Source organism: Phenylobacterium sp. (assembly GCF_036263695.1).
Taxonomy (GTDB): domain Bacteria; phylum Pseudomonadota; class Alphaproteobacteria; order Caulobacterales; family Caulobacteraceae; genus Phenylobacterium.
In genome coordinates this window covers 1-10,933 of the sequence record NZ_DATAGM010000009.1, presented here as the reverse complement: position 1 = coordinate 10,933, position 10,933 = coordinate 1, and the positions used below count along the sequence as shown (strand labels likewise).

Genomic DNA, 10,933 nt, shown 5'->3' with positions numbered 1-10,933 from the left:
TCGGCCGCGGCTTGATCCGCTACGACTCCGAGGACGCGGCCCGCATCTGCGGCCTGAAGTCCGAGGCCATCGAGGCCGAGCTCGGCTACACGTCCGGCCCAATGATCCACGTCGACGACCTGGCGCTGGCCCAACCCTCGCCGCTGATTCCGACGTAAGTCGCACGCCCGGCTGGGCCGCCGCTTTCGCCGGGGTGAGCGGTTGAATTTGCGGCTGACGCGGTTCGCCACTATCAGCTTGAGGCATGGACGACGCCAGCGCCCGAGACAGCCGCGGTGTGGAGCGCCTGAGCGCGCTGACCGCCGGCATGCCGATCGTCTACGGCGGCGACAAGGTCGCGCGCGTCACCCCTGAGCTCGCTGCCCGGTTCCGCGAGGGCGACCGGTTGCTGGTCGTACAGGAGAGCGGCGACCTGCTGCTGATCCCACAGGCCGTGCAGGCCATCGCCGCCCGCGCGGTGGGCCGCGCCGCCGCCGCCTTCGAAGCCCTGGGCCAGGTTACCGACGAGCAGATCACCGCCTTCTTCGGCGCCTTTGCGGCGCGGCTGGAGTCCGACGCGGCCTGGGCCGCCATCCGCGCCGCCAACGACAAGGACGTCGAGAGCGCCCGCGCCAGGGGCCGATCCACCACCCGCCTGGCCGTGAACGAGGCCATGCGCGCCGACATGGTCGCGGGCCTCAGGGCCTGGCGCGACGCCGACGCCGGCCGCGGCCGCCTCCTTGAAGAAGTGAAGCACCAGGGCTGGACCGTCGCCCAGGTGACCGCGCCGCTGGGCGTGGTCGGCTTCGTGTTTGAGGGCCGGCCCAACGTCTTCGCCGACGCGGCCGGGGTGATCCGCACCGGCAACACCGTCGTCTTCCGCATCGGCTCCGACGCGCTCGGCACCGCCCGGGCGATTGTCCAGCACGCTCTGGATCCGGCTCTGAAGTCCGCCGGCCTGCCCGAGGGCGCCGCGGCGCTGGTGGATTCGGCCGAGCACGCCGCCGGGTGGGCGATGTTCTCCGATCCGCGCCTGTCGCTGGCGGTGGCGCGGGGATCGGGCGCCGCTGTCGCGCAGCTGGGCGCCATCGCCCGCCAGGCCGGTACGCCCGTCAGCCTGCACGGAACCGGCGGCGCCTGGCTGGTGGCGAGCGCCACAGCGGACGCGGAGCGGTTCGCCGCCGCCGTCTATCACTCGCTGGACCGCAAGGTCTGCAACACCCTCAACGTCTGCTGCATTGTGCGCGACCGCGCGGCCGAGCTGGTTCCGGTGTTCCTGGAGGCGCTGCAGGACGCCGGCGGCCGGCGCAAGGGCTGCAAGCTGCACATCGTCGAGGGCGACGAGGCCGTCCTGCCCGAGGATTGGCTGCAGCGCCGCGCCACGGTCCATCGCGCCGACGGACCTCGCGAGGAGCCGCTGACCGAAACCCTTCCTGAGGCTGAACTCGGCCGCGAGTGGGAGTGGGAGGAGAGCCCCGAGGTCACGCTGAAGATGGTCGCCGACGTGGACGAGGCGGTCGCCCTCTTCAACCGCTACAGCCCGCAGTTCACCGCCAGCCTGATCGCCGCCTCTCCGGAAGAGCACGAGCGGTTCTACGCCGCCGTCAACGCGCCCTTCGTCGGCGACGGCTTCACCCGCTGGGTGGATGGCCAGTACGCGCTGAGCAAGCCCGAGCTCGGCCTCTCCAACTGGGAGCATGGCCGGCTGTTCGCCCGCGGGGCGGTGCTCTCGGGCGACGGCGTGTTCACCGTCCGCACGCGGGTGCGGCAGAGCGATCTGCACCTCGACCGCAATCCCTCGACCTCGGGCCGGCCGTAAGGAATGTGGTCGGCCGGTCCGGCGCCGAAGCGGCCCGCTCCCCATGTCTTCCGGCCCGGCTTTTCGCTGCGGCCGGGCATGCGGGTGGGGCTGTTCGGCGGCTCCTTCAATCCGGCGCACGAGGGCCATTCGCATGTGGCGGAGACCGCGCGCGAGCGGCTGGGGCTGGACCGGGTGATCTGGCTGGTCTCGCCACAGAACCCGCTGAAGTCCGCCCGCGAGACCGCTCCGCTCGCTGAGCGCATGACCGGCGCGAGGGCCCGCGCCCGCGGGCCGGGGATGGTGGTCGCCGATCTCGAGACCCAGCTCGGCTCGCAGTACACCATCGACACGGTGCGCACGCTGAAGGCCCGCTACCCGGGCGTGAAGTTCGTCTGGATCATGGGCGCCGACAGCCTGGCGAGCTTCCACCGCTGGCGCGGCTGGACGCAGATCATGCGCGAGGTCCCTGTCGCCGTCGTCTCCCGCCCGTGGATCGCCCTCAAGAGCCGCTTCTCTCCCGCCGCCCGGCGCTTCTCCCGCTTCCGAATTCCCGCCGCCCAGGCGCGGCGTGTACCCGGCTCCGATCCGCCGGCCTGGGCCTTTCTTACCGCGCCGCTCAACTTCCAGTCCTCCACAGCGCTGCGGGAACGCATGCGGCGCAGGGACGCTTGACGAAATTGTGAGACCGGCTGACCCAATCGCGTCACCGTGTTAGGGTCGGCTCAGCGAGGAAACCAAAAAGGAGCAATCCCGCTGCACAACGAAACCGCGCCGCGTGCGCAGGAGGACGTCGGCGCCGCCGCGCCCTCCATGGACGACCAGGACCGTATCACCGTCCTGGAGAACCTGATCCTGGCCCGTCTCGACGACGACAAGGCGCAGGACGTCGTTTTCATCGATCTCAAAGGCAAGAGCGCCGTGGCCGACGGGCTGATCGTCGCCTCCGGCCGTTCGCACCGCCACGTGGGCGCCATGGCCGACCACCTGCTGCGGGCCCTGAAGGAACAGGGCTACGGCAAGGCTCGTATCGAGGGCCTGCCGCACTGCGACTGGGTGCTGATCGATACCGGTGACGTCATCGTGCACCTGTTCCGTCCCGAAGTGCGGGCCTTCTACAACATCGAGAAGATCTGGTCCGTCGAGCCGCCGGCCGGCCGCGCAGCCCTCAGCTGAGCCCCGCCTCCGCGGGACTGAGCGGAACGGAATGAAGATCTCCATCGTCGCGATCTCCCGCCTCGGCCGCGGACCGGAGGCCGAGTTGGTCGCGACCTACGTGGACCGCGCGACGGCGGCGGGCCGCGCGCTTGGGCTGGGGCCTGTCGATCTCGTCGAGGTGGAGTCCCGCAAGCCCGGCAAGGTCGCCGAGGCCGAGGCGCTCATCCCCCACCTGAAGGACGCCTACGTCGTCGCGTGCGACGAGCACGGCGCGGCCCTGGCCTCCCGCGCCTTCGCCGCGGAGCTGGGGCGGCTGCGGGACCAGGGGGTGCGCCGGATCGCCTTCGTGATCGGGGGCGCCGACGGGCTCGACGCGCATATTCTCAACACATCGATGCGTAAGCTGGCGTTCGGCCCGCAGACGTGGCCCCACGCCCTGGCGCGGGTCATGCTGGCCGAGCAGATCTACCGGGCCGTCACCATCCTGGGCGGCGGCCCTTATCACCGCGACTGATGAGGGCCATGACCGCGACCGTCGCCGCCAGGATCGCCGCCCCGATCGGGCTGGCCCTCGCGTTGGGCGCGGCGGGCCTGGCCTTGGCGCAGGGCGACAGCGAGGCGACGCGCGCGCGGCTGCAGCGGCTCTACATGGCCGAGACCGTGCTGACCGCCGAGCAGGGCCGCAATCTCAACCAACTGGCCCGGCTGCTCACCCTGTTGCTGCAGTTCCGGCGCGATCCGCCGCCCGCCCTGCTGGTCAGCCCGACCGACGCCAAGGCCGCGGTGCGCGGCGCCATCCTCGTCAAGGCGATGACCCCGGTGCTGCAGGAGCGGGCCCACGCCTTCGCCGCCCAGGGGCGCGAGATCGCCCGCCAGCGCAGGCTGGCCGCGGTGGCCAGCGAAGCCCTGTTCACCGCCGAGAGCGACCGGGCCGAGCTGCGGCCGCTGGACGACGGGCTGCTGGATCCTGAGGGCCTGGGCCTTCGCGGCCTGGCCGAGCCGAAGGAGATCCCGCGCGGGACCCCGCCCTCGCGGCTGATCGCTCCCGCCTCCGGAGAATTCGCCTACGAGTTCGGCGACACCATCACCGGCGGCGGCAAGTCCAACGGGCTGGCCATCGCCACCGGATCGGGCGCCGCTGTCCAGGCCCCCGGCGAGGGAACGGTCGAATACGTCGGCCCGGTGAAAGGTTGGGGCGTCATCTTGATATTGCGCTTGACCGGTGGATACCATCTGGTCCTGGCGGGCCTGGATCGGGCGAACGTCGGTGTCGGACAATCCGTCGCGGCAGGTTCGCCTGTCGGTGCGATGCCCGATGGTCGACAATCCCCATCTGAGCTCTATCTGGAAGTCCGTGAGCGGGGCGTGCCTGTTGACCCCGGTCGTTGGCTCAAGGAGCCGCTATCGGGCTAAGGCGCGAGCAGCCTGCGTCCGGGGGGCGCTTTGAAACGTAAGTGCGGCGATGCCGCAAGGGAGCCTGTAGGCCGGCGAATGAAGAAGTATCTCCTGATCGGCGCCTCGGCGTTCGTGCTCGGCGCGGGCACCATGGCCTATGTGGGCCAGACGGCCACCGCCGCCTCCCCTGAGCGCGTGAAGACCTACCGCATGCTGGAGCTGTTCGGCGACGTGCTGAACACCGTCGAGCGGCAGTACGTCACCGACGTCGACGACACCAAGCTGATCGAGGCGGCCATCGATGGCATGCTCAACTCGCTCGATCCGCACTCCGGCTACCTGAACCCGGAGAGCTTCGACGACATGCGTGATCAGACGCGCGGCGAGTACGGCGGGCTCGGCATCGAGGTCACCAGCGAGGACGGCGTGGTCAAGGTGATCTCGCCGATGGACGGCACGCCCGCCTTCGAGGCCGGGATCAAGGCCGGCGACTACATCACCGCGGTGAATGGCGAGAGCGTTCTGGGCCTGTCGGTCAACGACGCGGTCAAGCAGATGCGCGGCAAGCCCGGCGAGGCGGTGACCCTGACCATCGCGCGCGAGAAATCCGATCCCTTCGACGTGAAGATCGTCCGTGAGGTGATCAAGCCGAAGATCGTCTCCGCCAAGATGGAAGGCGAGTACGGCTACCTGCGGATCGCCTCCTTCAACGAGAAGACCACCGACGAGGCCGAAGCCGCCCTATCGGACCTGCGCGCCAAGAACCCCAACATGAAGGGGCTGGTGCTCGACCTGCGCAACAACCCCGGCGGCCTGCTCGACCAGGCTGTGGGGGTCTCGGACCTGTTCCTGGACGGCGGCGAGATCGTCTCGCAGCGCGGCCGCGACCCGCGCGACGTGGAGCGCTACAACGCCCGGCCCGGCGACATCGCCGCCGGCCTGCCGATGGTGGTCATCATCAACAACGGCTCGGCCTCCGCGGCCGAGATCGTCGCCGGCGCTCTGCAGGACCGCAAGCGGGCCGAGATCGTCGGCCTGACCAGCTTCGGCAAGGGCTCGGTGCAGACCGTGATCCCGCTGCGCGGCGGCATGGACGGCGCCCTGAAGCTGACCACCGCGCGCTACTACACCCCGTCGGGCCGCTCCATCCAGCGGACCGGCATCGACCCGGACCTCGAGGTGGCCCAAAGCCGCGACGAGGCCCAGCACATCGCCAACCGCGCATTCCAATTCTCCGAGGCCTCGTTCCGCAACGCGCTGAACGCCGACGAGGGCAAGGAGCGGGTCGGGCCGCACGAGCCGGCAGAAGCCCCGCCGGAGTCGTTCGACTCCGAGAAGGGCGACTTCCAGCTGGTCCGGGCCCGGGACGTCCTCAGATACGGCTCGGTCGCCGCGACGCCGAAGCTGCCCAAGCCGGCCGCCAAGCTGGCCGGGGTGGTGGCCCCCAAGGCCAATGTCGCAGTTGCCCCCAAGCCGGCGCAGAAGTAGCGTTCGTTAACGCTTTTCGCGCCGGGAAGGCCGGCGAACACCAGGGCGGCGTCTCTTCGAGAACGGAGAGGCGCCGCTTTCGTTTGGCCTTCGCGAAAGGTGACAGGCGGGCCTCTTGCTATCGATACAGCCGAGCTAAGCCCTTCATTAACCATATGACGGCAGGCTCCACGGCGGGGGATCGACCTTGCCGACGTTCTCGAAGAAGCCTGCCTACACCGAGCCGCCGCCGCCGGAGCCGCGGCCCACGCCGGCCCAGACCGTGCGCGCCCTGATGGGCAATCCCTATTTCGCCGCCATGGGCGCGGGCCTGATGTTCCTGACGACCCTCGCCGTGCTGATCGGCGTCGCCGGGGACCCCAAGGCCGGCGAGCCGGTGGTGCGGGTCTCGCTGGCCAAGATCGCCGGCAGAGCCGAGCCTGGCTGGCGCAACGCCCTGGCGCCCGAGCGGCCCGGCGATCCGCTGGTCACCGAGGACCTCTTCACCCTCTCCGAAACCCCGGTGGAGGCCGAGACCCTGATCGGCGGCCAGGCCGTCATCACCCTGCCTGGCGGGCAGATGTTCCAGGCCGGCGGCCCGCTGCCGCAGGCGCCGCTGGCGGGCTTCCACACCCAGGGTCCGGGCGGCCTGCTGCCGATCATCGCCCAGGACGGGCGGACCCCGGCCGAGGCCTACGCACGCCCCTTTGTCTCCAACGGCAAGCCTAGGATCGCGGTCGTGATCGGGGGCCTGGGGCTCAACGCCAAGGCCACCCGGCAGGCCATCGAGACCCTGCCGCCGCAGGTGACCCTCTCTTTCGTGCCCTACGCCGATGGGCTGCAGGGGTGGATCGACCTGGCCCGCGCCCATGGCCATGAGGTGCTGCTCGAGGCCCCCATGGAGCCGATAGACTATCCTGAGAACGATCCCGGTCCCTACACCCTGCTGGCTGAGGCGCAGCCCGCCGACACCGTCCGCAAGCTCGAGTGGCTGCTCTCGCGCGCCACCGGCTACTACGGCGTGACCAACTACCTGGGCTCGAAGTTCGTCACCTCCGACCCGGCCATGACCACCTTCGCCAGCGCCCTGCGGGCCCGCGGCCTGGCCTTCATCGACGACGGGTCGGCCGCGCGACGTGCGGGCGGCGTGCCGCGCGCTTCGGCCGACAAGATCATCGACGATCAGCTTTCGGCCGAGGCCATCGACCAGCAGTTGATGGGACTCGAGGCCGGGGCGGTCCAGACCGGCCGGGCCCTGGGCGCGGGCTTCGCCTATCCGGTAACCTTGAGCCAGGTGGCGCGTTGGGCGCAGGGACTGGAGCAGCGCGGCTATCAGCTCGCTCCGGCCTCGGCCCTGACCACCCCCTAGAGCCCAATGACCGACCTTTCGCTCTACCGCCCCAACGTGGGGGTGGTGCTGTTCCATCCGGACGGCCGCGTCTGGCTGGGCCGGCGCGCCAACACGCCTGGGCCCTACAACTGGCAGTTCCCGCAGGGGGGCGTCGACGCAGGCGAGGACCTGCTGGACGCCGCCCGGCGCGAGCTGGCAGAAGAAACCGGCGTCAGCTCAGTGAGCCTGCTGGGCCGCACCGACGGCTGGCTGGCCTACGACTTCCCGGCCGACCACGTCGGCGGCAAGGCCGCGCGCGGCTGGAAGGGCCAGCGCCAGGTGTGGTTCGCCTTCCGCTTCGAGGGCGAGGACAGCGAGATCAATCTCGGGGCGACGGAGCACGTCGAGTTCGACGCGTGGCGCTGGGCGCTGATCGAGGAGGCGGTCGAGCTGGTGGTGCCCTTCAAGCGCCCCATCTACGGGCAGGTGGCGCAGGCATTCCGTGACTTCGCCGCCCATCGGCCTCTCCGCGACGGCGTGGCTTGAACCTGCCGGCCGAAACTAGGTTAAGGACAACAAGCGATGCGTCGGCGGGGGCCGCGCCTGAGGAGCGAGTGATGGCCGCGCCGATCATCATGGTGCACGGCGCCTTCTGCGGCGGCTGGGTGTTTGAGACCTTCGCCGCGCCGTTCGCCGCGGCGGGTCACGAGGTGCTGACCCCCGACCTGCGCGGCCATGGCGCCGGCGAGCGGCGCGATGCGGCCACCGGCCTCTCGATGGCCGACTATGCCCAGGACATCGCCCAGCTGGCCGAGAGCCTGCCCGAGCCGCCGATCCTGATCGGCCATTCGATGGGGGGGCTGGTCTGCCAGATGGCCGCAAGCCGGGCGCGGGTGCGCGCCCTCGCGCTGCTGGCCCCCTCGGCCCCTTGGGGCGTCACCGGCAACACGGTGGAGGAGGCGGTCACCGCCTTCGGCCTGCACCTGATGGGCCCCTTCTGGACCCAGGCCGTTGAGCCCGACCTCAACCTGATGCGGCAGTACAGCCTCAGCCGCCTGCCCCGCGCCGAGCGCGAGGCGGCGATCGCCCGGCTCCGTCCGGAAAGCGGCCGGGCGCTGTGGGAGACGCTGAACTGGTGGCTGGACCCGTTCATGACCACCAGCGTGTCGCTGGCCGGGCGCGGCTGCCCGTCCCTCGCGCTGGTCGGCGAGAAGGACGTGGTTCATCCGCCGGCGACAGTGCGTCAGACGGCGGCGCGGCTCGGCGCGGGCTGCGAGGTGCTGCCCGGCATGAGCCACTGGCTGGTAGGCGAGCCCGGCTGGCGGGACGTGTCGGCCCGCCTGCTGGACTGGATGGATCGCGAGGTCAGGGCCGCCGCCTGACCGGCGGCGGCCGGCGACATCAGCCCGCGGTCGTGATCTTGCGTTCCTGGTAGAGCACCTTGGCCCGGTCGGCGTTGCGCGCCACGGGCGAGCCGTCCTGCTTCGAGTGCTTCACGAACACCAGGCCGATGGAGTCGGTGTTGGTGAAGTGCTCCCACGAGCGGGTGGTGAGCTGGTTGCCGGTCGCCGGGTCCGGCCGAATGTCGCTGCGGTAGGGCTTCAGCTCCGGCTCGTGCCGGAAGGCCCAGGTGTGCAGCGCCTTGGCGATGGTCTCGTCCTGGCCGACCGCGTACTCGACGGTCAGCTCGCACGTGTCCTTGTTGGAGCCCTGCGGCTCCAGCGCGATGGTGTAGGGCTTGGTCCCCAGCATGGCCACGTAGCGGTTGTTGCGCTGCTTGCGCATGCCGTAGGCCTTGGCCAGCTGCTCGGCGTTGCCGCCGCGAACCAGGGGCACGCAGATCCGCTGGATGGCGTCGAGCACCACGGCGCCGTCGCCGCTGGTGGGCAGCTCCGGCATGGGCGCCGCCGCGGGGGGGGCAGGAGCGGCTGCAGGGGGCGCGGCGGGCGCGGCGGCGGCCGGCGGCGCGGCCGGTTGGGCCGGCGGGGTCTCGGCAGGCTGCTGCGCCGCTGCGGCGGTGGTGAGGCCCGCAAGGGCGATGAGACTGACGAGGGCGGTACGCATTTGAGGTCCCCTGACTTTTTCAGACCGGCGCTTCGCCGGAGGCCTTCGAATTTCCTGTGCCAGCCCTGTTTCCAGAGCGCAACCCAACTCAGGCGGATGATAACGCCCGTTCCTCCCAGGCCTAACCCATTGTGCATGAATGGCGGCTGATCGCGGAGCCTCAGGCGTCGGGCGAGGGTTGGCACAGCGGACTGTCGCCCTTCGCCCGGTAGACGGTGGAGGAGAGCGCCCAGGTCCCCTGCGCCGAACCATTGGGGGTCGTGACGCTGGCCATCAGCCGCTCCTCCCCGGCCTTGGCGCAGAAAACGGTGCGGATCACCCGCCCGCCGCCCTCCGGCCCCGACCGGCCGCGGACGAAGCCTTCCGGCCGCGCCAGGATGGTCCGCTCGGCCATCTCCCGCAGCTCCTCGGCCCGGCCCCGGTCGACGTAGGTGGAGCAGGAACCGTCCTGCCAGGCGACCGCGTAGACCTGAGTGAGCGAGCCGAGCCGCCAGAGCTGATCGCCGGGCTTGGTCGCCGGCAGTCCGCGCGACATGGGCGTGAGCCGCTCGTAAAGCGCCAGATCGCCGATGGATTTGCGCTCCAGGATGCCCGGCAGGCAGACGTCGCGCAGCACGATTTCGGCCGCGGCGACGCCGTCGACCAGCGCCGCCCACGGCGCCTTGTCCTGCGGCTGCGCATGCGCGGCGGCGGGCGACACGAACGCGGCAAGGATCACGCAGAGGGCGCGCAGCATTACGGGCTCACCTTGTGGGCGAGCCCGCATGAAAAGTCAGCTGCGCCAAGGGCGCAAGCTCAGACCGCAGCTTCGGTGGCGCTCTCGGCCAGGATGGTCAGACCATCGGGCGTGACGTCGGCGAAGCCGCCGCGGACGTCGAACGCCCGCCGGTTGGCCCCGTCGTGCACCACCACCCGGCCTTCGCGCAGGGTGGTCATGAACGGCGCGTGGTTGGCCAGGACGCCGAAGTCGCCTTCGGCGCCCGGCGCGTCCACCTGGTCCACCTGGCCCGAGAACAGCTCGCGCTCAGGGGAGACCAGAGAGAAGTGGAGCTTCTCGGCCACCTAGGCCTCCGACGCCAGCTGCTCGGCCTTGCGGACCGCGTCCTCGATGGTGCCGACGTTGTAGAAGGCCGGCTCCGGCAGGTGGTCGTACTCGCCGTCGCAGATCGCCTTGAACGAGCGGATGGTGTCCTCCAGCGGCACCAGCACGCCCGGCAGGTTGGTGAACTGCTCGGCCACGTGGAAGGGCTGCGACAGGAAGCGTTGGATCTTCCGGGCGCGGGCCACCACCAGCTTGTCGTCTTCCGAGAGCTCGTCCATGCCCAGGATGGCGATGATGTCCTTCAGCGCCTTGTACTGCTGCAGGATTTCCTGGGTGCGGCGGGCGACCTGATAGTGCTCCTCGCCGATCACCAGCGGGTCCATGATCCGCGAGGTGGAGTCGAGCGGGTCCACGGCCGGGAAGATGCCCTGCGAGGCGATGTCGCGGCTCAGAACGGTGGTCGCGTCCAAGTGAGCGAACGAGGTGGCCGGAGCCGGGTCGGTCAGGTCGTCGGCGGGCACGTAGATGGCCTGCACCGAGGTGATCGAGCCCTTCGAGGTGGAGGTGATCCGCTCCTGCAGGTTGCCCATCTCGGTGGCCAGCGTCGGCTGATAGCCCACCGCCGAGGGGCTGCGGCCGAGCCGCGCCGACACTTCCGAGCCCGCCTGGGTGAAGCGGAAGATGTTGTCGATGAACAGCA

12 protein-coding genes and 2 pseudogenes are annotated in these 10,933 nt (G+C 70.6%); 10 read left to right on the top strand and 4 right to left on the bottom strand.

The annotated features are described in order from the left end of the window. The 10 genes and pseudogenes from VHK87_RS00325 to VHK87_RS00280 form a co-directional block, all read left to right on the top strand. Nucleotides 1–158 (top strand): annotated as a pseudogene (locus VHK87_RS00325) (hypothetical protein); the annotation flags it as partial. Nucleotides 159–244: 86 nt separating this feature from the next. Then, nucleotides 245–1,798, top strand: a complete 1,554-nt coding sequence (locus tag VHK87_RS00320; RefSeq protein ID WP_329632907.1) for an aldehyde dehydrogenase family protein — start codon at nucleotides 245–247, stop codon at nucleotides 1,796–1,798. Nucleotides 1,799–1,801: 3 nt separating this feature from the next. Further along, entirely contained in the window at nucleotides 1,802–2,452 is a 651-nt protein-coding gene (locus VHK87_RS00315; RefSeq protein WP_329632906.1) for a nicotinate-nucleotide adenylyltransferase, read from the top strand. A gap of 36 nt (nucleotides 2,453–2,488) precedes the next feature. Next, complete coding sequence (gene rsfS, locus VHK87_RS00310) at nucleotides 2,489–2,953, top strand: ribosome silencing factor (RefSeq protein WP_414694075.1); 465 nt, start codon at nucleotides 2,489–2,491, stop codon at nucleotides 2,951–2,953. Between the two features lie 31 nt (nucleotides 2,954–2,984). After that, the gene (gene rlmH / locus VHK87_RS00305) at nucleotides 2,985–3,449 is read left to right on the top strand and encodes a 23S rRNA (pseudouridine(1915)-N(3))-methyltransferase RlmH (protein WP_329632904.1); all 465 of its coding nucleotides are present in this window, start codon (nucleotides 2,985–2,987) and stop codon (nucleotides 3,447–3,449) included. Nucleotides 3,450–3,457: 8 nt separating this feature from the next. Further along, the gene (locus VHK87_RS00300) at nucleotides 3,458–4,348 is read left to right on the top strand and encodes a murein hydrolase activator EnvC family protein (RefSeq protein ID WP_329632903.1); all 891 of its coding nucleotides are present in this window, start codon (nucleotides 3,458–3,460) and stop codon (nucleotides 4,346–4,348) included. A gap of 78 nt (nucleotides 4,349–4,426) precedes the next feature. After that, entirely contained in the window at nucleotides 4,427–5,818 is a 1,392-nt protein-coding gene (locus VHK87_RS00295; protein ID WP_329632902.1) for a S41 family peptidase, read from the top strand. Between the two features lie 187 nt (nucleotides 5,819–6,005). Then, on the top strand, nucleotides 6,006–7,166 hold the full coding sequence (locus VHK87_RS00290; RefSeq protein ID WP_329632901.1) for a divergent polysaccharide deacetylase family protein: 1,161 nt from the start codon (nucleotides 6,006–6,008) through the stop codon (nucleotides 7,164–7,166). A gap of 6 nt (nucleotides 7,167–7,172) precedes the next feature. Further along, nucleotides 7,173–7,673 carry an RNA pyrophosphohydrolase gene (locus tag VHK87_RS00285; RefSeq protein WP_329632900.1) on the top strand — a complete coding sequence of 167 codons (501 nt, stop codon included), beginning with the start codon at nucleotides 7,173–7,175 and terminating at the stop codon, nucleotides 7,671–7,673. A gap of 71 nt (nucleotides 7,674–7,744) precedes the next feature. Beyond that, nucleotides 7,745–8,509 (top strand): alpha/beta hydrolase, encoded by a 765-nt coding sequence (locus VHK87_RS00280; protein ID WP_329632899.1) that lies wholly within the window; start codon nucleotides 7,745–7,747, stop codon nucleotides 8,507–8,509. Between the two features lie 19 nt (nucleotides 8,510–8,528). On the opposite strand, the gene VHK87_RS00275 is transcribed toward VHK87_RS00280, so the two are convergent. The 4 genes and pseudogenes from VHK87_RS00275 to VHK87_RS00260 form a co-directional block, all read right to left on the bottom strand. Continuing rightward, nucleotides 8,529–9,191: a hypothetical protein gene (locus tag VHK87_RS00275; protein ID WP_329632898.1), complete on the bottom strand. Its 663-nt coding sequence runs from the start codon at nucleotides 9,189–9,191 to the stop codon at nucleotides 8,529–8,531. Nucleotides 9,192–9,351: 160 nt separating this feature from the next. Next, on the bottom strand, nucleotides 9,352–9,927 hold the full coding sequence (locus tag VHK87_RS00270; protein WP_329632897.1) for a hypothetical protein: 576 nt from the start codon (nucleotides 9,925–9,927) through the stop codon (nucleotides 9,352–9,354). Nucleotides 9,928–9,986: 59 nt separating this feature from the next. Further along, nucleotides 9,987–10,253 carry an ATP synthase F1 subunit epsilon gene (locus tag VHK87_RS00265; RefSeq protein WP_329632896.1) on the bottom strand — a complete coding sequence of 89 codons (267 nt, stop codon included), beginning with the start codon at nucleotides 10,251–10,253 and terminating at the stop codon, nucleotides 9,987–9,989. Next, nucleotides 10,254–10,933 (bottom strand): annotated as a pseudogene (locus tag VHK87_RS00260) (F0F1 ATP synthase subunit beta); the annotation flags it as partial.